This window comes from Polaromonas sp. (assembly GCF_029945685.1).
Taxonomy (GTDB): Bacteria; Pseudomonadota; Gammaproteobacteria; order Burkholderiales; family Burkholderiaceae_C; genus Polaromonas.
Map to the genome: position 1 here is coordinate 50194 of NZ_JAQSDA010000022.1, position 24109 is coordinate 74302.

The window sequence follows — 24109 nt, forward strand, 5'->3', positions numbered from 1 at the left end:
ACCATGCCAAGGCCGCCACGGAACCGGCTGTGCCGGGCCGTCAGCGGCGCCCCCTTGAGGGGGAGACGGCCGACGGCCGTTTCGGGGGGGAGCGTCATCTTCATCCCTTGAGCGTGTTGAGTTCGTCCACGTTGATGCTGGCCTTGTTGCGGAACAGCAGAACGAGAATGGCCAGTCCGATGGCCGATTCGGCGGCCGCGACGGTCAGGATGAAAAACACGAACACCTGGCCTGCGAGGTCGTTGAGGTAGTACGAGAAGGCCACAAAGTTCATGTTGACAGCCAGCAGCATGAGCTCGATCGCCATCAAAATGATGATCAGGTTCTTCCGGTTCAGGAAAATGCCAATGACCGACAGCGCAAACAGCATCGCGCCCAGTGTCAGGAAGTGTCCGAGCGAGAGCATCATGCCTTTTCCTCCGGTGCAGCAACCACGGGTGCCGCCTGCGTTGCCTTCATCTTGACCAGACTGACGCGATCGCCGCGCTTGACGCGGATCTGGTCGGCCGGGTTGGTGTTCTTGGAATCCTTGCGCGCGCGCAGGGTCAGAGCAATAGCAGCAATGATGGCCACCAGCAGAATGACTGCCGCGATTTCAAGCGGATACAGGTACTCTGAATACAGCACCTTGCCGATCTCTTTGGTGTTCGAATACTGCGCGATGACCTGCCCTGCCTGCACCGCAGACTTCGGCGCCTCGCTCAGGCGGAAACCGCCCATCAGCACGGCAGACATCTCCAGCGTGATCAACGCACCCACGCTGGCAGCCAGCGGGAAATGTTTCCAGAACCCCTTGCGCACCCCTTCCATGTTGATGTCCAGCATCATCACGACAAAGAGGAAAAGCACCATGACGGCGCCGACATACACCAGCACCAGCGTGATGGCCAGGAATTCGGCCTTGAGCAGAATCCACAGGGCAGACGCCTGGAAGAAGGCCAGCACCAGGTACAGGGCGGCATGCACGGGATTGCGCGCCGTGATCACCCGGAATGCGGCAAACAGCAGCACCAGGGCGAAGAGATAAAAGAGACCTGTTTTAGCGTCCATGTTCTGCGAATCTTTCTTGAGCCAACAGCCGTGAGGCGGTGTCAGCGGTACTTGGCATCCGCGGCGCGGTTGGCAGCGATTTCTTTTTCGTAACGGTCACCCACAGCCAGCAGCATGTCCTTGGTGAAATACAGGTCACCGCGTTTTTCGCCGTGGTATTCGAAGATGTGGGTCTCGACGATGGAGTCCACCGGACAGCTTTCCTCGCAGAAGCCGCAGAAGATGCACTTGGTCAGGTCGATGTCGTAACGCGAGGTGCGGCGGCTGCCGTCTTCGCGCACGTCCGATTCGATCGTGATGGCCATGGCCGGGCAGACAGCCTCGCACAGCTTGCAGGCAATGCAACGCTCTTCGCCGTTTTCATAACGGCGCAGCGCATGCAGGCCGCGGAAACGCGGGCTCAGCGGCGTTTTTTCTTCCGGAAACTGGACCGTGATCTTGCGCTTGAACATGTACTTGCCGGTCAGGGCCATGCCCTTGAACAGCTCGGTCAGCATGAAGCTGGATACGAAGTCTTTGACGGAGGCAACTGCACTCATGATGATGTCCTGAGAGCTGGGCTAAGTGAGCGAACGTGGGGGCCAGGTTTTTCCGACGGGCCGCCCCTAGGAAAAACGCGTCCCCTCGGGGGGCAGAGAGCTACACGAAGTGAGCGAACGTGGGGGCTCATATTCATTTCCAGAGGCTGTACGGGGTCTGCATCCAGGCACCGATAACCACCAGCCATACGAGGGTGACAGGAATGAAGATCTTCCAGCCCAGACGCATGATCTGGTCATAACGGAAGCGCGGGAAGGTGGCGCGCACCCACAGGAACAGGGTGACGACCACAAAGGTCTTCAAGCCCAGCCAGATCCAGCCCGGCACCCAGTTGAAGAGCGCGCTGTCGATAGGCGACAGCCAGCCGCCGAGGAACAGGATCACGGTCAGGATGGACACCAGAATCATGTTGGCGTATTCGGCCAGGAAGAACATGGCAAAGGCCATGCCCGAGTACTCGACCATATGGCCAGCCACAATTTCGGACTCGCCCTCGACCACGTCAAACGGGTGACGGTTGGTTTCGGCCAGGCCGGCAATGAAAAACACCACAAAAATCGGCAGCAGCGGCAGCCAGTTCCAGGACAGGAAGTTCAGGCCCTTGCTGGCCGCCATGCCGACGGACTGGCCCATCACGATGTCGGTCATGTTCAGGCTGGCCGACACCATCAGCACCACCACCAGGCAAAAACCCATGGCGATTTCGTAGCTGACCATCTGCGCCGACGCCCGCATGGCGCCCAGGAAAGCGTATTTGGAATTCGACGCCCAGCCGGCGATGATGACGCCGTACACCTCGAGCGAGGTGATGGCCATCAGGAACAGCAGGCCGGCGTTGATGTTGGCCAGTGCCACGTCGGGACCGAAAGGCACCACCGCCCAGGCCGCCAGCGCCGGCATGATGGTCATGATGGGGCCAAGCACAAACAGTCCCTTGCTGGCCGCCGTCGGGATGATGATCTCCTTGGTCAGCAGCTTGAGCGCATCGGCAATCGGCTGCAACAGGCCAAAGGGGCCGACGCGGTTCGGGCCCAGTCGGATCTGGGTAAAACCGATCGCCTTGCGCTCCCACAGCGTGAGGTAGGCCACGCAAAGCATCAGCGGCACCAGCACCACGACAATCTTGATCAGGGCCCAGAGCACCGGCCAGATCGTGCCGGGCCAGATGCCGCCCATCAACCCCTGGCCAAAGCCGAAAATGGTGTCAATCATGCGGTGGCTCCTTCTTCGTGCGCGGCCTGGCGCGCATCGGCCGTCAGCTGCAGCGAGGTGGCGCGCCGGACCAGGCTGTCGAGCTGGTAAATACTGGCGACAACAGGCGCCGCGCCAGCCGCCGCGAGCTTCACCGCCGCCTGCGTCGCATTGCCAAGCCGCTGCGCGGGCACCATCGCGCCGTCGGCGCCGGGAATTTGCCGCAGCACATCCTGCGCGGACTCAAAGTCAAAGCCGGACAGGCCGAGCAGGTTGGCCAATACGCGCAGCACCTTCCAGGCGGGGCGTGTTTCACCGAGCGGTTTGACCACGGCGTGAAAACTCTGCAAGCGGCCTTCGGCGTTGACGAAGGTGCCGGGTGTTTCAGTGAACGGTGCAATCGGCAGCAACACGTCGCTGAAATCCATGTTCGCCTTGAAGGGGCTCAGCGTCACCACCATGTGCGCGCCGCCCAGTGCGGCCCTGGCCGAAGCGCCGGTCGCCGAATCGAACTCCGGCTCGTTGTTGAGCAAAATGACTGCCTTGAGCTTGCCCGCCAGCATCTGGCCGGCGTCCAGACCGTTGCCCGCCGGGAACGCCCCCGCGAGCTGGGCGCCCACGGTGTTGGCCGCTTCCGTGAGGTAACCGACGCTGGCACCGGTCTGCTCGCCGATCCAGTTGGCCAGGCCCAGGAGACTGGCGGCGTTGGCGTGGTGCGCGGCGGCGTTGCCCAGCAGGATGGCCTTGCGCTCGCCGCCCTGCAAAGACTTGGCCACCGCTTTGGCAGCGTCCGTGGCCTGACCGGCGGCAGGCGCCGCCATACCCTTGTCCGCTGCAATCGCCGCGGCCACATCGGCCAGGGCCTGCGCCCAGGCCCCCGGCTCGGCCAGGACAGCATGGGCCACCGGCATGGCCCAGGCGCCGGCCGAGGTCAGTTCCGCTTCGGAATTGATAGCACTCAGCGCACAGCCTTTGCGGACAGACTGCCGAATCCGCTGTGCAAACAGCGGGTGGTCCTTGCGCAGATTGGAACCCACGACCAGCACACGCTGCAGGTTCGACAGTGAGGCGATCGAGGTGCCCAGCCAGCGCACGGCGGGCGATGGCGAAAATTCAGCATGGCGCAGGCGGTAATCGATGTTGTCGCTGCCCAGGCCGCGCATCAGCGAGGCCGCCAGGAACAGTTCTTCGAGCGTGCTGTGCGGGCTGGCCAGAGTGCCCACGCTGTCGGCACCGTGGTCCGCCTTGATCTGCTTGAGCCCGTTGGCGACATATTCGAGCGCGGTCTGCCAGTCCACAGCCTTCCACTGTCCGCCCTGCTTGAGCATGGGCGTGGTCAGGCGCTCGTCGCTGTTCAGGGCTTCGTACGAGAAACGGTCACGGTCGGCAATCCAGCATTCGTTGACGTCTTCGTTTTCGAGCGGCACGACACGCATGACCCGGTTGTTCTTGACCTGGACAATCAGGTTGGCACCGGTCGAATCGTGCGGGCTGACCGACTTGCGGCGAGACAGCTCCCAGGTACGGGCGCTGTACCGGAAAGGCTTGCTGGTCAGCGCGCCGACCGGGCAGATATCGATCATGTTGCCCGACAGTTCGGAGTCCACCGACATGCCGACAAAAGTCTCGATCTCGGCGTGTTCGCCGCGGTTCGACATGCCGAGTTCCATCACGCCGGCGACTTCCTGGCCAAAACGCACGCAGCGCGTGCAGTGGATGCAGCGGCTCATCTCTTCCATCGAGATCAGCGGGCCCACGTCCTTGTGGAAAACCACGCGCTTTTCTTCCTCGTAGCGCGAACCGCTGCTGCCGTAGCCGACCGCCAGATCCTGCAGTTGGCATTCGCCCCCCTGGTCGCAGATCGGGCAATCGAGCGGGTGGTTGATCAGCAGGAACTCCATCACGCCCTTCTGGGCCTTGATGGCTTTTTCGCTCTTGGTGTGCACGATCATGCCCTGCGTCACGGGCGTGGCGCAGGCTGGCATCGGCTTGGGCGCCTTTTCCACATCGACCAGGCACATGCGGCAGTTGGCCGCAATGCTGAGCTTCTTGTGGTAGCAGAAATGGGGAATGTAGGTACCGGCTTTTTCGGCTGCATGCATCACCGTGCTGCCTTCGAGCACTTCCACTTTCTGACCGTCGAGTTGGATTTCAACCATGGTGATATTGCTTTGAGGGAGGCGCTGTTATGCGTAAACCGGGACCAGGCAGGTCTTGTGGGTGATGTGGTGTTCGAACTCTGCGCGAAAATGCTTGATCATGGCGCGCACCGGCATGGCCGCGGCGTCGCCGAGCGCGCAAATGGTGCGACCCTGGATGTTGTCGGAGATCGAATTGAGCATGTCCAGGTCGCTCTCGCGGCCGTGGCCGTGTTCGATACGGTCCACCATGCGCCAGAGCCAGCCCGTACCCTCGCGGCAAGGGGTGCACTGGCCACAGCTTTCGTGCATGTAGAAGTAGGACAGGCGCAGCAGGCTCTTGACCATGCAGCGGGTCTCGTCCATCACGATCACCGCGCCGGAGCCGAGCATGGAGCCGGCCTTGGCAATCGAGTCGTAGTCCATGTCGGTGGCCATCATGATGTCGGCCGGCAGCACCGGCATCGACGAGCCCCCGGGAATCACCGCCTTGAGCTTGCGCCCGCCGCGCATGCCGCCCGCGAGCTCGAGCAGTTTGGCAAACGGCGTGCCCATCGGGATTTCGTAGTTGCCCGGGCGTTCGACGTCACCACTGATGGTGAAAATCTTGGTGCCGCCGTTGTTGGGTTTGCCGCAGTCCAGATAGGCCTGGCCCCCGTTTCGGATGATCCAGGGCACGGCCGCAAAGGTTTCCGTGTTGTTGATGGTGGTTGGCTTGCCATACAGGCCAAAACTCGCGGGAAACGGCGGCTTGAACCGCGGCTGGCCTTTTTTGCCCTCCAGCGATTCCAGCAAGGCGGTTTCCTCGCCGCAGATGTAGGCGCCGAATCCATGGGCGGCATGCAGCTCGAAGCTGTAGTTGCTGCCCAGGATGTTGTCGCCCAGCAGACCGGCGGCGCGCGCTTCTTCCAGCGCCTCTTCAAACCGCCTGTAAGTGGTGAAAATCTCGCCGTGGATGTAGTTGTAGCCCACGCTGATGCCCATCGCATAGGCGGCAATCGCCATGCCTTCGATCACGATGTGCGGGTTGTACTGCATGATGTCGCGGTCTTTGGCCGTGCCCGGCTCACCTTCGTCCGAGTTGCAGACCAGGTATTTCTGGCCTGGAAACTGGCGCGGCATGAAACTCCATTTCAGGCCGGTCGGGAAACCCGCGCCGCCACGGCCGCGCAGGCCGCTGCCCTTGACCTCGGCGATCACCTGGTCTTGCGTCAGGCCTTCGCCGCCGTCCTTGCCCAGAATCCTGCGCAGGGCCTGATAGCCGCCGCGCGCTTCGTAGTCTTTCAGGCGCCAGTTGGCACCATCGAGGCCCGCCATGATTTGCGGGTCGATATGGCGGCCGTGGAACGAGGTCTGGACGCCGGTGGCCTCGAACTGGGAAAGGATACTGGAAGCTGACATGGTTACTTTGCCTCGGCAGATTTAAGGCCATCGATCAGCTGGTCGAGCTTGTCGTTGCTCATGAAGCTGCACATGTGCAGATCGTTAACCAGCATGACCGGCGAGTCGGCGCAGGCGCCCAGACACTCGGACTGCTGCAGGGTGAACAGACCATCTTCCGTCGTGCCACCCATGGTCACACCCAGTTTGTGCTCGAGATAGGCCAGCGCCTGGGCGCCCTCGCGCAGCTGGCACGGCAGGTTGGTACAGACGTTGATCTTGTACTTGCCTACCGGCTTCTGGTTGTACATGTTGTAGAAGGTCGTGACCTCATGCACGGCAATCGGTGCCATGCCGAGGTAGGCGGCGACCAGCTTTTCGCTCTCCGCGCTCACGTAGCCCTGCTCTTCCTGCACGATGGCCAGGCAGGCCATGACGGCCGACTGCTTCTGGTCGGCCGGGTACTTGGCGACCTCGCGGGAAAAACGGTCGAGGGCCTGTGCTAACAGCGCAGACGTGCGGGTGGGGTTGGATTCAGAAGTCATGGTTCTTCAGCGGTCAATTTCGCCAAACACAATGTCCATCGTGCCAATGACGGCGACCGCATCGGCAATCATGTGGCCTCGCGACATTTCGTCCATGGCCGCCAGGTGCGAAAAACCCGGAGGACGGATCTTCAGGCGGTACGGCTTGTTGGCCCCGTCACTGACGATGTAGATGCCGAACTCGCCCTTTGGATGCTCGACCGCGGCATAGGCTTCGCCTTCGGGCACGTGGAAACCTTCGGTGAAGAGCTTGAAATGGTGAATCAGCTCTTCCATGTTGGACTTCATGGACTCGCGGTCGGGGGGAGCCACCTTGTGGTTGCTGGTGATCACCGGGCCGGGGTTCACGCGCAGCCAGTCGACACACTGCTTGATGATGCGGTTGGACTGGCGCATCTCCTCGATGCGGACCAGGTAACGGTCATAACAGTCGCCGGTTTTGCCGACGGGGACGTCGAAGTCCATCTGGGCGTAGACGTCGTACGGCTGCTGCTTGCGCAGGTCCCAGGCAAAACCGGAGCCCCTGAGCATCGGGCCGGTGAAGCCCAGGTTCAGCGCGCGCTCGGGTGAGACCACGCCGATGCCGACCGTGCGCTGCTTCCATATCCGGTTGTCGGTCAGCAGGGTTTCGTACTCATCCACGTAACCCGGAAACTTGTTGGCGAAGTCCTCAATGAAGTCCAGCAGGGAACCCTGGCGATTTTCGTTGAGCGCCTCGATGGCCTTGGCGTTCTTGATCTTGCTGACCTTGTACTGGGACATGGTCTCGGGCAGGTCGCGGTAAACACCGCCCGGCCGGAAATAGGCCGCATGCATGCGCGCACCGGAGACGGCCTCGTACATATCGAACAGCGCCTCGCGCTCGCGGAAGCAGTAAATCAGGATGTTCATCGCGCCGCAGTCGAAACCGTGGGCGCCCAGCCAGAGCAGGTGGTTGAGCAGGCGTGTGATCTCGGAGAACATCACGCGGATGTACTGCGCGCGCACCGGCACGTCCACACCGATGAGTTTCTCGATGGCCAGGCAGTAGGCATGCTCGTTGGACATCATCGACACGTAGTCGAGGCGGTCCATGTAGGGCAGCGACTGGATGTAGGTCTTGCTCTCGGCGAGTTTCTCAGTGGCACGGTGCAGCAGGCCGATGTGCGGGTCGGCGCGCTGGATCACCTCGCCGTCGAGTTCGAGGACGAGGCGCAGCACACCGTGGGCGGCAGGATGCTGCGGCCCAAAATTGAGCGTGTAGTTTTTGATTTCAGCCATGGGATATCTCTTGCTCGCTGCTTACTGCAGTCCGCCGTAGTTGTCTTCACGGATCACGCGGGGGGTGGTTTCTCGCGGCTCGATCGTCACCGGCTGGTAAATCACACGTTTCTGCTCGGGGTCGTAACGCATCTCGACATGGCCGGTGGTCGGGAAGTCCTTGCGGAAAGGATGGCCGATGAAGCCGTAGTCGGTCAGGATGCGGCGCAGGTCGTTGTGACCTTCAAAGATGATGCCGAACAGGTCGAACGCCTCGCGCTCGAACCAGTTGGCAGAATTCCACACCTCGGTGAGCGATGCCACCACCGGGAAATCGTCGTCGTCGCAGAAAACCTTGAGCCGCACGCGCTGGTTCAGGCTGACCGACAGCAGGTGCGTCGCCACACAGAAGCGGCGGCCGTCGTAGCGGCCATCAGCGTATTCAGAGTAGTCAATGCCGCACAGGTCGATCAGCTGTTCGAACTGGCAGCCCGGGGCGTCGCGCAGGATCATCGCAGCGGCTGCATAGTCGGGCGCGGCCACAACGACCGTCAGTTCGCCCAGCGCAACGCTCACGCGCCCGGCTTTTTCACCGAGGGCGGCAGCAACAGTAACTGCGAGTTGTTCAGCAGTAGCAGGATGCAGAGGACCCATCAAGCCCTCGCAATGGTGTTGGTGCGGCGGATCTTCTGCTGCAACTGGATGATGCCGTAGAGCAGCGCTTCGGCCGTTGGCGGGCAGCCCGGTACATAAACATCGACCGGCACAATGCGATCACAGCCGCGCACGACTGAATAACTGTAGTGGTAATAACCGCCGCCGTTGGCGCACGACCCCATGGACAGCACCCAGCGCGGCTCCGACATCTGGTCGTAAACCTTGCGCAGCGCCGGCCCCATCTTGTTGCACAGCGTGCCGGCCACAATCATCAGGTCGGACTGGCGCGGGCTGGGACGGAACAACATGCCAAAGCGGTCGATGTCGTAACGCGCGGCGCCGGCGTGCATCATCTCGACGGCGCAGCAGGCCAGGCCAAAGGTCATGGGCCAGAGCGACCCGGTCTTGGCCCAGTTGACCACCGAGTCGTAACTCGTGGTCATGAAGCCTTCATTGAAAACACCTTCTAGTGACATACCCGTCCCTTTGTGGCGGCTGCGCGGGCAGCCGCTGAGTCTTGGTGAGCTATTCCCAGTCCAGGGCGCCTTTTTTCCACTCGTAGGCAAAACCGACGACCAGAATGCCGAGGAAAATCATCATGGACCAGAAACCGACCGGTCCGATTTCCTTGAGCGCCACGGCCCACGGAAACAGGAATGCGATTTCGAGGTCGAAAAGAATGAACAGGATGGCGACGAGGTAATAACGCACATCGAACTTCATGCGGGCATCTTCAAACGCCTCGAAGCCGCATTCATAGGGGGAGTTTTTTTCGCTGTCCGGCTTGTTCGGACCGAGCAGACGGCCCAGCACCTGGGGCACCACGCCGACAGCCACGCCCACCAGGATAAACAACAGGACGGGGAGGTATTGGTCGAGGTTCATCGTCGATTCAACTTCTGCAAGCCGCTTGTGCTCAATGCCGGTTTTGCCGTTCAAGGCCCTGAGCCCTGCCTGTGCAGTACTGACCAGTGCCCGTAGGTGGTGCGGACGGCGAGACTCGAACTCGCACAGCTTTCGCCACTACCCCCTCAAGATAGCGTGTCTACCAATTTCACCACGTCCGCGGTTTTTATCTGTCCGGATTGCATGAGGAACCTTGCGGTTTTTGGCTTTCCGGTCAGTCTCAGAGTTTACCCTGAATTTGTACCGTTCCCTGAGGAGAACGGCACCTTTGTCCTGCTATTTCGTCGGGATCTGACCTGCGCCAGAAGCTGCTGGCGCAGGCGGCACCGCCACTGCACCGGCTGTCGGTGCAGGGCTTGCCGTGCCGGGGATCTGACCGGCGCCCGAAGGAACCGGCGCTGGCGCGGTGATGGCTGCACCTTCCAGCACGCTGGTGCCGGTCTGCGGGCGCGCGTTGCCGAAGTAGGCCAGCAACAGGGTACACGCAAAAAACACGGCCGCCAGTACGGCCGTCGTGCGCGACAGGAAGTTGGCACTGCCGCTGGCGCCAAACAGGCTGCCGGAACCGCCGCTGCCAAAAGCCGCGCCCATGTCGGCACCCTTGCCGTGCTGCACGAGGATCAGGCCGATCATGCCCAGCGCGGTGAGCATCTGGACCGCCAGGACAATGGTTAACAAAACGTTCATGTTTACTCCTAATTAAATAGCATGCGCCGACCGTCAAACGGCGGCTGCAGCAATAATCGTCAAAAAATCGGGGGCCTTGAGCGACGCGCCGCCGATCAAGCCGCCGTCGATGTCAGGCTGGCTCAGCAGCGTTGCGGCATTGGCCGCATTCATGCTTCCGCCGTACAGGATTTTCACGCGCGCGGACTGGTCCGTCGCCGCCTTGAGCTGAGCCCTGAGCACTGCATGCACGGCCTGCGCCTGCTCGGGCGTCGCGGTCCTGCCGGTGCCTATCGCCCAGACGGGTTCATAGGCCACGACGATCTCGCTGATGCAATGGCCGTTGGCATGAATCACCGCTGCCAGCTGGCGTTTGACGACGCTCTCGGTCTGCCCTGCTTCGCGTTCAGCCAGCGTCTCGCCGACACAGACAATCGGCGTGATGCCCACGGCCAGCGCCTGCTGTGCCTTCTCGGCCACCAGCGCATCGGTCTCAAAGTGGTATTGGCGGCGCTCCGAATGGCCAACGATGGCGTAACGGCAGCCGAAGTCCTTCAGCATGGACGCGCTGACTTCACCGGTGTAGGCCCCGGAGGCCTTGGCCGAGACGTCCTGCGCCCCCAGATCAATGGCAGCCAATGCCGGCAAGGCCTGGGCCAGCGCCTGGAACTGCGCCAGAAACGGCGCCGGGACACACACCGCCACCGCACACGCCGGCTGCGCCGGCAAACCGGCCGCCAGCGCCTGCAGCAAGGCTTCGTTGGCAGCCAGGCTGCCGTTCATCTTCCAGTTTCCTGCGATGAGTTTTTTCATGTTGCGGGCGCCTGCCAGGTCAGGACGATTTTGCCGATGTGCTGGTTGGACTCCATCAGCGCATGGGCCTGGGCGGCATCGGCCGCGGCAAAGGTGCTGTGGATCACGGGCTTGATTGCACCACTGGCAATCAGCGGCCAGACCTTGTCCCGCAGGGCCGCGGCAATCGCGGCCTTGAACTCGATCGAACGCGGCCGCAGGGTCGAACCGGTGATGGTCAGGCGCTTGCGCAGCACGAGACCGGCATTGAACTCGGCCTTGAGGCCGCCCTGCACGGCAATGATCACCAGACGGCCGTCTTCGGCGAGGCACTCGACCTCACGCGCCACGTAGCTGCCGGCCACCATGTCCAGAATGACGTTGACGCCCTTCCCGTTCGTGAGCTTCTTCACTTCTTCCGCGAAGTCACTGGTCTTGTAGTTGATCGCGTGGTCGGCACCGAGGGCCAGACAGGCGGCGCACTTGTCGTCGCTGCCGGCCGTGACCAGCACCGTGGCGCCCAGCGCCTTGGCCATCTGGATAGCCGTCACGCCGATGCCGCTGGAGCCGCCCTGGATCAGCAGGGTCTCGCCCTTCTGCAGACGCGCCCGGTCGAAGACATTGCTCCAGACCGTGAAAAAGGTTTCGGGCAAGGACGCCGCCTCGACATCGCTGAAGCCGTGCGGCACGGGCAGGCACTGACCCACCGGTGCAACACACAACTCGGCATAACCGCCGCCAGCGACGAGTGCGCAGACCCGATCACCGACCTTCAGGCCGGCCTGCGCCATGGCCGCGGCGTCGCCGCCCACGACCACGCCGGCGACTTCCAACCCCGGAATATCCGACGCCCCGGGCGGCACCGGGTAGTTGCCGGTGCGCTGCAGGACATCGGGGCGGTTCACGCCCGACGCAGCAACACGGATCAGCAATTCGCCGCTACCCGCAACCGGTTCGGGCCGTTCGCCCAGGCGCAGAACCTCAGGCGCCCCAAAAGTGGTGATTTCGACTGCTTTCATGGATTTCTCAGATCATTTGTGGCTGCAGCCCACGCCGGACGTGCGCAAGCAGCTACAAAATCAATAGCAGATCAGCCCTGATCCTGACCCTGGGCCGGACGATCCAGCAGCGCCTTCATGGACAGCTTGACGCGGCCTTTTTCGTCGGTTTCCAGAACCTTGACCTTGACGATCTGGCCTTCGCTCAGGTAGTCGCTCACACGCTCGACACGCTCGTGAGCGATCTGGCTGATATGCAGCAGGCCGTCCTTGCCGGGCAGCAGGTTGACCAGCGCACCGAAGTCGAGGATCTTGGTGATCGCGCCTTCATAGACCTTGCCGATTTCGACTTCGGCGGTGATCTCGGCGATGCGGCGCTTGGCTTCGTCGGCCTTGGCGCTGTCGTTCGACGCAATGGTGATGGTGCCGTCTTCCTCGATATTGATCTGCGTGCCGGTTTCTTCGGTCAGCGCGCGGATGACGGCGCCGCCCTTGCCGATCACGTCACGGATTTTCTCGGGGTTGATCTTCATGACATACAGGCGCGGTGCGAAGTCAGAAACCTCGGTCTTGGCTTCGCCCATGGCTTCCTGCATCTTGCCCAGGATGTGCATGCGGGCTTCCTTGGCCTGGGCCAGCGCGACCTGCATGATTTCTTTCGTGATGCCCTGGATCTTGATGTCCATCTGCAGCGCGGTGATGCCGGCGGTGGTACCGGCCACCTTGAAGTCCATGTCGCCCAGGTGATCTTCGTCACCCAGGATGTCGGTCAGCACGGCAAAACGGTTGTCTTCCTTGATCAGGCCCATGGCGATGCCGGCCACGTGGGCTTTCATCGGCACGCCGGCGTCCATCAGCGACAGGCAGCCGCCGCAGACGGATGCCATCGACGAGGAGCCGTTGGACTCGGTGATCTCGCTGACCACACGCATGGTGTACGGGAATTCTTCCTTGGTCGGCAGCACGGCGATCAGCGCGCGCTTGGCCAGGCGGCCGTGACCGATTTCGCGTCGTTTCGGGCTGCCCACACGGCCGGTTTCGCCGGTGGCGAACGGAGGCATGTTGTAGTGCAGCATGAAGCGGTCTTCGTAGTCGCCCGACAAGGCATCGATGCGCTGTGCATCGCGCTCGGTGCCCAGCGTGGTGATCACCAGTGCCTGGGTCTCGCCGCGCGTGAACAGGGCCGAGCCGTGGGTGCGAGGCAACACGCTGTTGCGGATTTCGATGGGGCGCACGGTGCGCGTGTCGCGGCCGTCGATACGCGGGTCGCCGGCCAGGATCTGGCTGCGCACGATTTTGGCTTCGATGTCGAACAGCATGCCGTCTACAGCCACGCCGTCGAATTCGACGCCTTCGGCTTTCAGGCCCATCTTGGTCCAGGTGGTCACTTCACGGGTGGCGTGGGTGCGGGCCTGCTTGTTGCGGATCTGGTAGGCAGCCACCAGCTTTTCTTCGGCTAGCGCAACCACCTTGGCAATCAGCACTTCGTCCTTGGCAGGCGCGCGCCAGTCCCAGACCGGCTTGCCGGCATCACGAACGAGTTCGTGGATGGCGTTGATGGCGATGTTGCCCTGCTCATGGCCAAACACGATGGCGCCGAGCATGATTTCTTCGGACAGTTGTTTGGCTTCGGACTCGACCATCAGCACGGCGGCCTCGGTACCAGCCACGACCAGGTCCATGCTGGAGTCCTTCAGCTGGGTCTTGCCGGGGTTCAGCACGTACTGGCCGTCGATGTAGGCCACGCGGGCCGCGCCGATCGGGCCGTTGAACGGAATGCCGGAAATGGCCAGCGCGGCGCTGGAAGCGATCAGCGCAGGAATGTCGCCTTCGATTTCAGGATTGAGCGACAGCACATGGATCACGACCTGCACTTCGTTGAAGAAACTTTCAGGAAACAGCGGACGGATCGGGCGATCGATCAGACGCGAGGTCAGCGTCTCGAACTCGCTGGGACGGCCTTCACGCTTGAAAAAGCTGCCCGGAATACGGCCGGCGGCATAGGTTTTTTCAAGGTAGTCAACGGTCAGGGGGAAAAAGTCCTGGCCCGGCTTGGCGTCAGCCTTGGCGACCACGGTGGCCAGCACCACAGTGCCATCCATATCCAGCAGCACGGCGCCGCCGGACTGGCGTGCGACTTCGCCGGTTTCCATCGTGACCTTGTGCTGGCCCCACTGGAAGGATTTGGTGACTTTGTTGAAAATGCTCATGGTTTATCTCCACTAGTTTCAAGCACTTGAGGCAGTGCAGGAGCCCGGAGGGGTGGCTGGCAGAACACGATGCCATTCCACAAAATGCCTGCGACAACAGGTCTTTTCTTGTGGAATGACACAGCGCGTGATCGTTTTGCCTTGCTCCGAAGTCAATCATCGGCGCCGATGGCGCTTCTGAAATTGTTTTTTTCCGCTATTTAAAGTGCAAAACGCCTGAGCTAGTGAACTAACTCAGGCGCTTTCTGTTGGGTTTACCGCTTATTTGCGCAGGCCAAGTTTCGCGATCAGTGCAACATAACGGGCCGCGTCCCTGGACTTCAGGTAGTCCAGCAGCTTGCGACGGCGGCTCACCATGCGCAGCAGGCCACGGCGACCGTGGTGGTCCTTGGCGTGGGTCTTGAAATGGGGCATCAGTTCATTGATGCGGCCGGTCAGCAGGGCCACTTGAACTTCAGGGCTGCCGGTGTCGCCGGCGGCGCGTGCGTTGGCCTGAACGATGTCGGCCTTGATGGATTTCGCGATCATGGGTTTTCCTTGAAATGACTTGCGAGCGGTACAGTGTTCCCGACGTGGGAGTTGACCGTGGCCGCCGTGTTCTGCAAGGTGCTGCTTCATGAATGAAAAGCACGCCTTTGGGCAGAGCCTTGGATTATAGCCCAGTCTCCGGGCCCGCTCAGGCGCCCGGCAGCCAGCGGGCCAGGCGCTCCACGCCCTGCCCCAGCCTGGCGACGTCCCGGCTCGCAAAACACCAGCGCAGCCAGCCCTGGGCCTCGGGCGCCGGATTGACCATGAAGGCATTGCCGGGAGCCAGCCCGAGCCCAGCCTCCACCACCAGGCGTTTGGCAGTGGCCAGCGAATCACCGAAGCGCGTCTGGTCCGACAGCCGGAAAAATGCATACATGCCGCCCCGGGCCGGGGCCACTTCCACGCCCGGCAGCGCCTGCAGCAGCGGCACCAGCGTGTCGCGGCAGGTTTTCAGGTGCGCCACCAGCTGCGGCGTGACGTCATCGGTCCTTGCCAGCGCCACCAGGGCGGCCCGCTGGACGAACACCGGGGCGCACGAGGTATTGAACTCCACCAGCTTGCCCATGTGCGGCGTCATGCCGGGCGGCATCACCAGCCAACCCAAACGCCAGCCGGTCATCAAAAAGCTCTTGGAAAAACTGTGCACGACCACCAGCCGGTCGTCCGGGGCCGCGATGTCCAGGAAGCTCGGCGCGCAGCCGTTCTCGGCAGGCTCGTAATAAAGCCGCTCGTACACCTCGTCGGCCAGAATCCAGGTGCCGGTGCGGCGGCAGTGCACAAGCAGGGCTTCCTGCTCGGCGCGGCTCAGGGTCCAGCCGGTCGGGTTGTTCGGTGCATTGACGATCAGGAGCCTGGTCTGCGGTGTGATCGCGGCCAGCAACTCGTCCATGTCGAGTTGCCACTGGCCGGCCACCGGCCGCAGGCTCACGCAGCGAAGCCTGGCACCCATGATCAGCGGCTGCGCGGTCAGGTTGGGCCAGACCGGCGTGACCGCCACCACTTCATCGCCGGCATCGATCAGCGCCTGCATCGCCAGCATCAGCGCGTTCACGCCGCCCGAGGTGACGGCAATCCGGTCCGCATCAATCGCTGCCGCGCCGGGGCAGCGCAAGCCCGTGGCGTAACGCGCAATCGCTTCGCGCAGCTCCGGCAGGCCCAGGTTGTGCGCGTAAAAAGTCTCGCCCTCTTGCAGCGAGGCGATGGCGGCGTCGCGGATGAAGGCGGGGGTGACCTCGTCACTTTCACCAAACCAGAACTTGAGCACATCGCTGCGCCCCATGCCGGCATTGGCCACCTGACGGATCATTGATTCTTCAAGGTCTAGAACGGCTTGTCTCATGCGTGTCTTTCAGCGTTGTGGGCGGGATGGGTGACGGCCTGCGGTTCAGGGCCGCTGCATCCTGCAGTTATGCGGCTGGCTGGAGCGCGCCGCATCAATGACCTTGATCACGCGAAAGCCGTAACCAGAGCCCTCCACGTCGAACCGCACGCCGGGCGCACCCTGCTTGTCCATCACGGCCACCAGCAGCGGCTGCTGGAACTGGTGGTCGGCGCCGCGCATCACGCCTTTGTGCCCGGCAAACAGCACTGTCGCCTTTTCCAGCTGCGCGGCAAGCGCGCCGGACTCCACGGTGCGGGCTTTTTCAATGCTCTGCGCCAGGGCCTCGACCATCAGCTGCATGCGCATGTGCACATAGTCGTCCTGGGGTTTCGGAAAACGCTGGCGGAACGACTGGTAAAACGCCTCCGACGCGGCACCCGCCTCGTTGGGAAACCAGTCGGCCACGGCGATGACCTTGCCGACGCCGGCATCACCCAGCGCGGCGGGCACGCCCAGCGCATTGCCGTAAAACGTGTAGAAGCTGCCTTCAAAACCCACTTCCCTCGCGGCCTTGACCAGCAGGGTCAGGTCGTTCCCCCAGTTGCCGGTCAGCACAGCCTGTGCGCCGCTGGCCTTGATCTTGGCGGCGTAGGGCAGAAAGTCCTTGACGCGGCCCATCGGGTGCAACTCGTCACCGACGATCTGCACATCGGGGCGTTGGGCACCCAACTGCCTGCGAGCTTCACGCAGCACAGCCTGGCCGAAACTGTAGTCCTGGCCAATCAGGTAAATGCTCTTGACCGCCTTGTCGTCCTTGAGCACATCCATCAGCGCGGCCATGCGCATGTCGGCGTGGGCATCGAAGCGAAAGTGCCAGTAGCTGCATTTTTCATTGGTCAGCACCGGATCCACTGCGGAATAATTCAGGTACAACACGCGCCGGGCCGGCTGGCGCTCATTGTGTTTGTTGATCGCATCAATCAGCACTGCGGCCGTCGACGACGAATTGCCCTGGGTCACCAGTGTGATCCCGTCGTCCAGGGCAGAGCGCAGGGCCGAGAGGGCCTCCTCGTTCTGACCCTTGCTGTCGTAGCGCTCGAAAACCAGCGGGCGATTGCCGCCGGGCAGCTTGAGGCCGCCGCGTGCATTGACACGCTCGGCCGCCCACACCAGGTTGCGGAACACGGCTTCGCCGGTATTGGCAAACGGCCCGGACAGGCTCTCGATCAGCGCGACGCGGACCGGGGCGGGCGCCGCCACGGGCTGCTGTGCGGACACACCGGCCGACCACAGGCAGGCGCCCGCGCCTAGGGCCAGTACGGCACGTTTCAAGATCCGATAACTGAAAAAATACATTCTGGAGTTTCCTTGAAATACGCCCTGGCACGCTTACCTGCTGTGCATGCGGCGCTCACGATTGGGAGCCGCGAAGTGTAAGGGGAAAATTTTCCCCGCCCAACCCAAAGGAGTCCTCATGTTTTATTCACTTGCCAGCCGTCCTGCACGCAGCCTGCAGCGCCCCGCCTCCTCGCTGGTCAGCAATGGCGCACTCGACCAATTCCTGAACGACACCCTGGTCTCCCTGTCCGACAGCCGTCCCGCCCAATCGGCGTCGGTGGAAGACGGTGACAAGGCCTATTCACTGCAACTGGACGTTCCGGGTCTGGCCAGGGAACAGCTGGACATCGGTATCGAAGGCGACGTGGTGCGTATTGCCAGCAAGGCCGACGCCGCGCGCAAGGTCAAGGCGGCCTACCGCTTTCCGGTGGAAATCGACGCCTCGGCCAGCACCGCGAAACTGGAAAACGGCGTGTTGACCCTGACGCTGGGCAAAAAGGTCCCGGTCAGCAACGTGGTCAAGTTGACGATCCAGTAGAACCGGCCCCCACGCTCGCTCACGGCGTGTAGCTCTCTGCCCCCCCCGAGGGGGCGCATTTTTCCTTGGGGCGGCCCGGCGGAAAAACAGGGCCCCAGTTTGCTCACCGCCCTTGCGACAAACAAGAATCAGGCGGTGATTTCGGCCAGACCCCAGCGCGGCTTCACGTCAAAGGTGTAGCCGCGCTGCAGGCTTTCCAGCCCTGCCTGCAGCCGCATGCCGGCCGCCAGCGCGATCATGGCGCCGTTGTCGGTGCACAAATGCATTTCGGGGTAATGCACCCGTATCCCCTTTTTCGCGCCGGCGGCATTGAGCTGTTCACGCAGCAAGGCATTGGCCCCCACGCCGCCGGCCACCACCAGCCGGGTCAGGCCGGTCTGCTCCAGCGCTTTCAACGATTTTTTGACCAGCACCTCCACAATGGCCGCCTGCGTCGAGGCCGCCAGGTCGGCTCGGGCCTGCTCATCCATGAGGTCGCCGAGTTTTTTGGCCTGCGTCAGCACCGCGGTTTTCAGGCCGGAAAAAGAAAAATCAAGGTCGCCGCTGTGCAGCAGCGGCCGCGGCAACTTGAAGGCCTGGGCGTTACCCCCCTGCGCCAGCTTCGCCAGGTGCGGCCCACCGGGGTATGGCAGGCCCAGCAACTTGGCCGATTTGTCAAAGGCCTCGCCGGCCGCGTCGTCGATGGTTTCACCCAGCAGTTCGTAGCTGCCCACACGGTCGACACGCATCAGCTGGGTGTGCCCGCCCGATACCAGCAGCGCCACAAAGGAAAATTGGGGCGGATCAGAACTCAAAAAGGGCGAGAGCAAATGCCCCTCGAGATGATGCACGCCCATCACCGGCTTGCCCAGCGCCGCTGCCAGCGAGCAGGCCACGCCGGCACCCACCAGCAGCGCGCCCGCCAGGCCGGGGCCGCGCGTGTAGGCCACCACGTCCAAGTCGGCCAGCGAACGCTGCGCCTGGCCCAGCACCTCGCTGATCAGCGGGAGCACGCGCCGGATGTGGTCGCGGCTGGCCAGTTCGGGCACCACGCCGCCATAGGCCTGGTGCATGTCGATCTGGCTGTGCAACGCGTGCGCCAGCAAGGCCGGCACACCCTGGCCTGAGGCGTCCACAAGCGCCACGCCGGTTTCGTCACAACTCGATTCAATTCCCAGTACAAGCATGGCGTCCAGTGTAAAGCGCCGTGTTCCGCCCGCCCCGGATACGGGCCGGAAGCGGTGCGAGGCATGAATGTTGCTGGACAATGATGTCCCTCCTCCCCTTGACTGAAACGATGAAATCCGGATTGAGCTTTCTGATTGCTGCCAGGCGCTGTGAAATCAACGACCTCGAGCAACTCACGCGCACCAGCGCGCTCGTCAACGTGATTGGCCGGCTGGTCCACGCACTGCAGAAGGAACGCGGCATCTCCAATGTGTTTCTGGGCTCGCAGGGCGCCCGGTTCGCCGCGCAGTTGCCCCGCCAGGTGCTTGATTGCCAGCAGGTCGAGAGCGAGTTGCGGGCCAGCTTCGACCACCTGGACACCGATGCCGGCCACCTGAACAACGGCGCACGGCTGTTCAGCCGCATTGCCTTTGTCCTGCATGAACTTGACGCCCTGCCCGACCTGAGGACCCGCATCCGCGCGCAGGCCGTGGCCGCGTCCGGGGTCACTGCGGCTTTTGTCAAGCTGATTGCCGGCCTGTTGGCCGTGGTGTTTGAGGCCGCCGACAGCGCCACCAACCCCGAGATCTCGCGTCTGCTGGTGGCCATGTTCAACTTCATGCAGGGCAAGGAGTTTGCCGGCCAGGAGCGGGCTTTCGGCGCGGCCACCTTCGCTTCGGGTCAGACTGACAGCCAGCGGCAGCAGCAATGGCTGCACCTGATCCAGTCGCAGGAGCGTTGCGTACAGGTGTTCAGCGATTTTTCGACCCCGGCCCTGCGCGAACTCTGGCAGACCAGCCAGGCCACCGCCACGCTGGCAGACCTCGAACGCCTGCGCCGCATCGCCTGCTCGGTGGCAGCCGGCGCCCTCGACCCCAACCTGAGCCAGACCTGGTTTGACTGCTGCACCCACCGCATCGACGCGATGAAAACCGTCGAAGATCAGTTGGCGGCCGAGCTGCTGCAGCTGTGCGAGCAGAAGATCGTGCAGGCCCGCGCCGAACTGCGTGATCACCAGATGATTCTCGCCGCGCTCACGGCGCAGGGCGGCAGCCTGCCCGCAGGAACAGGCCCGGCTGGTCCCGCAGCCACGTCCTACGGGCCGCATCTGGACCGCTCCATTCTCGAGCTGGTCCAGGAACAGGCCAGCCGGCTGCAGGCCATGAGCGACGAACTCGAGACCGCCCGCGCCTCCCTCAACGAAAGAAAGCTCATCGAACGCGCCAAGGGCCTCCTGATGGCGCACCGCAAGCTCAGCGAGGAAGACGCCTACAAGATGCTCAGGCAAACCGCCATGAACCAGAACCGCCGGCTGACCGACGTGGCCGAGGCTGTTCTGGCCATGGCCGACTACCTGGCCGCCGGAACGCCCTGATCCCGGCCCGTCCGGGCCTTGCAGCGCACCGCGTTTGTACGGACTCGGCACGTTCGCACCATGATGGCGCGCCCGCACACGTCGCCGTAACCGCTGAGGTATCACACGCCCGCAGGTTTCTTCACGGGGAGAAACTGGTATTTGCGCTGCACCGCAGCATCCTGGCACGGTTGCTGCTTTAGTTCACGCATCAACGGTCCAACGGCGGTCCGTTTCAGAAGTCTGCAACGACTTCCCCGGACAACGGCGTCCATTTCCAGCTTGCTTGTGCAGGTCCGAAATGGGCGCCGTTTTCGTTTTCCGCCTTTTGAAATTTTTTGATCTTTTGATTTTTGTTCTTCCGTTCTTCCGTTCTTCCGTTCTTCTGTTCTCTCACTCAAGGAGTTCCACATGACGCCAACTTCCCCCGCTCCAGGCAAGCCGACACGCCGCGACTTCATCCGCAAAGCCGGTGCACTGGGAGGCGCCGCCACCTTCGGCATCGGTAACGCCGGCGCCTGGGCGGCCGGCTCCGATGCACCCGAGAAGAAGGAGGTCAAGATCGGCTTCATTCCGCTGACCGACTGCGCCAGCGTGGTCATGGCTTCCGTGCTCGGATTCGACAAGAAATACGGTGTCAAGATCATCCCCAGCAAGGAAGCCAGCTGGGCCGGCGTGCGCGACAAGCTGGTCAACGGTGAACTCGACATGTCACACGTGCTGTACGGACTGATCTATGGCGTCCACGTGGGCGTTGGCGGCCCCAGGAAAGACATGGCGGTGCTGATGGGGCTGAACCGCAACGGCCAGGCCATCACCCTGTCAAAAGCGCTGGCCGACAAAGGCGCGGTTGACGGCCCGTCGCTTGCGAAGGTCATGGCCAGGGAGAAGCGTGAATACACATTCGCCGGTACCTTTCCCACCAGCACCCACACCATGTGGCTCAACTACTGGCTGGCCGCATCCGGCATCAGCCCGGTCAGCGATGCCAAGGTCATCGTGGTGCCGCCGCCGCAGATGGTGGCCAACATGCGGGTGGGCAACATGGACGGCTTCTGCGTGGGCGAGCCCTGGGGCCAGCGCGCCATCATCGACAAGATCGGCGTGACGGCCATCACCACGCAGGACATCTGGAAAGATCATCCGGAGAAGGTGCTCGGCACACGCGCGGAGTTTGTCAAGGCCAATCCCAACACCTGCAGGGCCGTGATGATGGCGATTCTGGAAGCCAGCAAATGGATAGACGCCAGCCTGCAGAACAAGATGAAGATGGCCGATACGGTGGCTGAAAAGTCCTATATCAACACCAGCGTGGACGCCATCAACCAGCGCATCCTGGGCCGGTATGAAAACGGCATGGGGAAAACCTGGGACGACCCCAACCACATGAAGTTCTTCGACGATGGTGCGGTCAATTTCCCTTACCTGTCCGACGGCATGTGGTTCCTGACGCAGCACAAGCGCTGGGGCCTGATCAAGGAGCACCCGGACTACCTGGCGGCAGCCAAACAGATCAACCAGATCGATCTTTACAAGGAAGTCGCCGGCGCCATGAAGGTCAGCGTGCCCAAGGACGTGATGCGCACCAGCAAGCTGATGGACGGCACGGTCTGGGACGGCAAGGACCCAAAAAAATACGCCGACTCTTTCAAGGTGAAAGCGTGAGCGGCGAGGGGCCCCATCTTGGTGGGGATCGACGCCCCGGAGAACGCTTTCCGCTAACGAAACCCCACAAGCCCGATTCACCATTCGCTGCTGAGGCAGCGGGCCTGATCAGGCCGCATCAAGGAGTTCACCATGGTCAGTGCCGTATTTCACAGCCCGCTTGAAGCTGCCGCGCCGGCAGCCCGCGGCGGCGACAAACCCAGAGAGCCGAACGCTACACATTTGATAGCTGATGGCGCACATCCCACGGGCGCTACAACCAAAAACAGCATGAAAATCACTGTACCAGCCGCCGCGCCGGCAAAACCGCCGCGGGACGCCTCCGCTCTCTGGCTGACCATCCTGCCGCCGCTGCTGGGCTTGGGCCTGCTGGTCCTGGTCTGGGAACTGGTGTCCATGGGAACGGGGGCGAGCATCCCGTCACCAAAAGACACCTTCATCCAGGCCATCGAGATCTTCAAGGACCCGTTTTACAGCAAGGGGCCGAACGACCAGGGCGTGGGCTGGAATGTGCTGTCCTCTCTCAAACGCGTGGCCATGGGCTTTGGACTGGCAGCCGTGGTGGGCATTCCGGTGGGGTTCATGATCGGCCGTTTCACCTTCCTGAGCCGCATGTTCAACCCCTTGATCAGCCTGTTGCGGCCGGTGTCGCCGCTGGCCTGGCTGCCGATCGGCCTGCTGGTGTTCAAGGGCGCCGATCCGGCCGCCATCTGGACCATCTTCATCTGCTCGATCTGGCCCATGATCATCAACACGGCGGTCGGCGTGCAGCGCGTGCCGCAGGACTACATGAACGTGGCGCGCGTGCTCAACCTCAGCGAATGGAAGATTGTCACGAAGATTCTTTTCCCCGCCGTGCTCCCGTACATGCTGACCGGGGTGCGCCTGGCCGTCGGCACCGCCTGGCTGGTCATTGTCGCGGCAGAGATGCTGACCGGTGGCGTCGGCATCGGCTTCTGGGTCTGGGACGAGTGGAACAACCTCAACGTCAAGAACATCATCATCGCGATTTTTGTGATCGGCATTGTCGGCCTTGTGCTGGAGTTCGCGCTGATCAGGATCGCCACGGCTTTTACATTCGAAGAGGTCAAATCATGAACGACTCACTGACCACCAAATACATCGAGATCCAGAACGTCGAGCAGAGCTTCAAGACCAAAAAAGGCCCGTTCTGCGCATTGCAGAACATCAACCTCACGGTCGCCAGGGGCGAGTTCGTCGCGCTGATCGGCCACTCGGGCTGCGGCAAGTCCACGCTGCTCAACCTTGTGGCCGGCCTGACCACACCCACACAAGGCACGCTGCTGTGCGCGAACCGGGAAATCTCCGGCCCGGGCCCCGAACGCGCCGTGGTGTTCCAGAACCACTCGCTGCTGCCCTGGTTGACCTGTTTCGAGAACGTCTATCTCGCGGTGGAGCGGGTGTTTGCCGCCAAAGAGAACAAGGCGCAACTCAAGGCGCGCACCGACGCGGCGCTGGCCATGGTGGGCCTGACCGCTGCAGCGCAAAAGCGCCCCGGCGAAATTTCGGGCGGCATGAAGCAACGCGTCGGCATTGCCCGCGCGCTCTGCATGGAGCCCAAGGTGCTGCTGCTGGACGAACCTTTTGGCGCCCTCGACGCCCTGACCCGTGCCAAGCTGCAGGACGAGCTGCTGCAAATTGTCACCAATACGCAGAGCACCGTGGTCATGGTCACGCACGACGTGGACGAGGCGGTGCTCCTGTCGGACCGTATCGTGATGATGACCAACGGCCCGTCGGCCACCATCGGTGAAGTGCTGGATGTCAAGCTGCCGCGCCCCCGTGATCGGGTGGCCCTGGCCGAAAGCTCCGAGTACCTGCACTACCGCAAGGCGGTGATCGATTTCCTCTACACCCGCCAGGGGCACGTCGAAAAAGCCGCCTGA

25 protein-coding genes and 1 tRNA gene are annotated in these 24109 nt (G+C 62.5%); 5 read left to right on the forward strand and 21 right to left on the reverse strand.

What is annotated here, in order from left to right:
• Positions 1-100: 100 nt before the first annotated feature.
• The 19 genes from nuoK to PSV26_RS15045 all read right to left on the reverse strand — a co-directional run bounded on the left by nuoK (position 101) and on the right by PSV26_RS15045 (position 17517).
• The gene (gene nuoK / locus PSV26_RS14955; protein WP_300518442.1) at positions 101-409 is read right to left on the reverse strand and encodes an NADH-quinone oxidoreductase subunit NuoK; all 309 of its coding nucleotides are present in this window, start codon (positions 407-409) and stop codon (positions 101-103) included.
• Entirely contained in the window at positions 406-1050 is a 645-nt protein-coding gene (locus PSV26_RS14960; RefSeq protein WP_300571858.1) for an NADH-quinone oxidoreductase subunit J, read from the reverse strand. Before PSV26_RS14960 ends, nuoK begins: the two co-directional genes overlap by 4 nt.
• Positions 1051-1091: 41 nt before the next feature.
• A complete protein-coding gene (gene nuoI, locus PSV26_RS14965; protein WP_300518437.1) occupies positions 1092-1589 on the reverse strand; it encodes an NADH-quinone oxidoreductase subunit NuoI in 498 nt (165 codons plus the stop codon).
• Positions 1590-1722: 133 nt separating this feature from the next.
• Positions 1723-2802, reverse strand: coding sequence for an NADH-quinone oxidoreductase subunit NuoH (nuoH, locus tag PSV26_RS14970; protein ID WP_300518434.1), 1080 nt, complete (start codon positions 2800-2802; stop codon positions 1723-1725).
• Positions 2799-4940 (reverse strand): NADH-quinone oxidoreductase subunit NuoG, encoded by a 2142-nt coding sequence (gene nuoG / locus PSV26_RS14975; protein ID WP_300571860.1) that lies wholly within the window; start codon positions 4938-4940, stop codon positions 2799-2801. Before nuoG ends, nuoH begins: the two co-directional genes overlap by 4 nt.
• Positions 4941-4967: 27 nt before the next feature.
• Entirely contained in the window at positions 4968-6320 is a 1353-nt protein-coding gene (gene nuoF / locus PSV26_RS14980; protein WP_300518428.1) for an NADH-quinone oxidoreductase subunit NuoF, read from the reverse strand.
• Positions 6321-6322: 2 nt separating this feature from the next.
• Positions 6323-6844 (reverse strand): NADH-quinone oxidoreductase subunit NuoE, encoded by a 522-nt coding sequence (nuoE, locus tag PSV26_RS14985; protein WP_300571862.1) that lies wholly within the window; start codon positions 6842-6844, stop codon positions 6323-6325.
• 6 nt (positions 6845-6850) lie between these two features.
• Positions 6851-8104 (reverse strand): NADH-quinone oxidoreductase subunit D, encoded by a 1254-nt coding sequence (locus PSV26_RS14990; protein WP_300518423.1) that lies wholly within the window; start codon positions 8102-8104, stop codon positions 6851-6853.
• A gap of 21 nt (positions 8105-8125) precedes the next feature.
• The gene (locus PSV26_RS14995; protein WP_300571864.1) at positions 8126-8737 is read right to left on the reverse strand and encodes an NADH-quinone oxidoreductase subunit C; all 612 of its coding nucleotides are present in this window, start codon (positions 8735-8737) and stop codon (positions 8126-8128) included.
• Entirely contained in the window at positions 8737-9216 is a 480-nt protein-coding gene (locus tag PSV26_RS15000) for an NADH-quinone oxidoreductase subunit B family protein (RefSeq protein ID WP_096665943.1), read from the reverse strand. Before PSV26_RS15000 ends, PSV26_RS14995 begins: the two co-directional genes overlap by 1 nt.
• A 49-nt stretch (positions 9217-9265) precedes the next feature.
• Positions 9266-9625 carry an NADH-quinone oxidoreductase subunit A gene (locus tag PSV26_RS15005; RefSeq protein WP_293594538.1) on the reverse strand — a complete coding sequence of 120 codons (360 nt, stop codon included), beginning with the start codon at positions 9623-9625 and terminating at the stop codon, positions 9266-9268.
• 97 nt (positions 9626-9722) lie between these two features.
• Positions 9723-9807 (reverse strand) — tRNA-Leu (locus tag PSV26_RS15010).
• Between the two features lie 115 nt (positions 9808-9922).
• Positions 9923-10333 carry a preprotein translocase subunit SecG gene (secG, locus tag PSV26_RS15015; RefSeq protein WP_300518419.1) on the reverse strand — a complete coding sequence of 137 codons (411 nt, stop codon included), beginning with the start codon at positions 10331-10333 and terminating at the stop codon, positions 9923-9925.
• A gap of 33 nt (positions 10334-10366) precedes the next feature.
• On the reverse strand, positions 10367-11125 hold the full coding sequence (gene tpiA / locus PSV26_RS15020; protein ID WP_300571866.1) for a triose-phosphate isomerase: 759 nt from the start codon (positions 11123-11125) through the stop codon (positions 10367-10369).
• Complete coding sequence (locus tag PSV26_RS15025; RefSeq protein WP_300571868.1) at positions 11122-12123, reverse strand: NAD(P)H-quinone oxidoreductase; 1002 nt, start codon at positions 12121-12123, stop codon at positions 11122-11124. The genes tpiA and PSV26_RS15025 overlap by 4 nt, the downstream gene beginning before the upstream one ends.
• A gap of 71 nt (positions 12124-12194) precedes the next feature.
• Entirely contained in the window at positions 12195-14312 is a 2118-nt protein-coding gene (pnp, locus tag PSV26_RS15030) for a polyribonucleotide nucleotidyltransferase (RefSeq protein WP_300518411.1), read from the reverse strand.
• 261 nt (positions 14313-14573) lie between these two features.
• Positions 14574-14840 carry a 30S ribosomal protein S15 gene (gene rpsO, locus PSV26_RS15035; RefSeq protein ID WP_300518408.1) on the reverse strand — a complete coding sequence of 89 codons (267 nt, stop codon included), beginning with the start codon at positions 14838-14840 and terminating at the stop codon, positions 14574-14576.
• 148 nt (positions 14841-14988) lie between these two features.
• Positions 14989-16179, reverse strand: coding sequence for a pyridoxal phosphate-dependent aminotransferase (locus tag PSV26_RS15040; protein ID WP_300571870.1), 1191 nt, complete (start codon positions 16177-16179; stop codon positions 14989-14991).
• A gap of 45 nt (positions 16180-16224) precedes the next feature.
• On the reverse strand, positions 16225-17517 hold the full coding sequence (locus PSV26_RS15045) for a branched-chain amino acid ABC transporter substrate-binding protein (RefSeq protein ID WP_300518402.1): 1293 nt from the start codon (positions 17515-17517) through the stop codon (positions 16225-16227).
• Positions 17518-17635: 118 nt separating this feature from the next.
• On the opposite strand from PSV26_RS15045, the gene PSV26_RS15050 reads away from it, so the two are divergent.
• On the forward strand, positions 17636-18037 hold the full coding sequence (locus PSV26_RS15050; RefSeq protein WP_300571872.1) for an Hsp20/alpha crystallin family protein: 402 nt from the start codon (positions 17636-17638) through the stop codon (positions 18035-18037).
• A gap of 128 nt (positions 18038-18165) precedes the next feature.
• Here the strand turns inward: PSV26_RS15050 and tsaD are convergent, their stop codons facing one another.
• Positions 18166-19203 (reverse strand): tRNA (adenosine(37)-N6)-threonylcarbamoyltransferase complex transferase subunit TsaD, encoded by a 1038-nt coding sequence (gene tsaD, locus PSV26_RS15055; protein WP_300571874.1) that lies wholly within the window; start codon positions 19201-19203, stop codon positions 18166-18168.
• Between the two features lie 110 nt (positions 19204-19313).
• Here tsaD and PSV26_RS15060 point away from each other — a divergent pair, with 110 nt between their 5' ends.
• Positions 19314-20558, forward strand: a complete 1245-nt coding sequence (locus PSV26_RS15060; RefSeq protein WP_300518394.1) for a nitrate regulatory protein — start codon at positions 19314-19316, stop codon at positions 20556-20558.
• Positions 20559-20772: 214 nt separating this feature from the next.
• Here PSV26_RS15060 and PSV26_RS15065 read toward each other — a convergent pair whose 3' ends face one another.
• Positions 20773-20934 (reverse strand): hypothetical protein, encoded by a 162-nt coding sequence (locus PSV26_RS15065; RefSeq protein WP_300571876.1) that lies wholly within the window; start codon positions 20932-20934, stop codon positions 20773-20775.
• A gap of 14 nt (positions 20935-20948) precedes the next feature.
• Here PSV26_RS15065 and PSV26_RS15070 point away from each other — a divergent pair, with 14 nt between their 5' ends.
• The 3 genes from PSV26_RS15070 (at position 20949) to PSV26_RS15080 (ending at position 24109) form a co-directional block, all read left to right on the forward strand.
• The gene (locus PSV26_RS15070) at positions 20949-22202 is read left to right on the forward strand and encodes an ABC transporter substrate-binding protein (protein ID WP_300518388.1); all 1254 of its coding nucleotides are present in this window, start codon (positions 20949-20951) and stop codon (positions 22200-22202) included.
• Positions 22203-22334: 132 nt separating this feature from the next.
• Positions 22335-23300, forward strand: a complete 966-nt coding sequence (ntrB, locus tag PSV26_RS15075) for a nitrate ABC transporter permease (RefSeq protein ID WP_300571878.1) — start codon at positions 22335-22337, stop codon at positions 23298-23300.
• Positions 23297-24109: an ABC transporter ATP-binding protein gene (locus tag PSV26_RS15080; protein ID WP_300518382.1), complete on the forward strand. Its 813-nt coding sequence runs from the start codon at positions 23297-23299 to the stop codon at positions 24107-24109. Before ntrB ends, PSV26_RS15080 begins: the two co-directional genes overlap by 4 nt.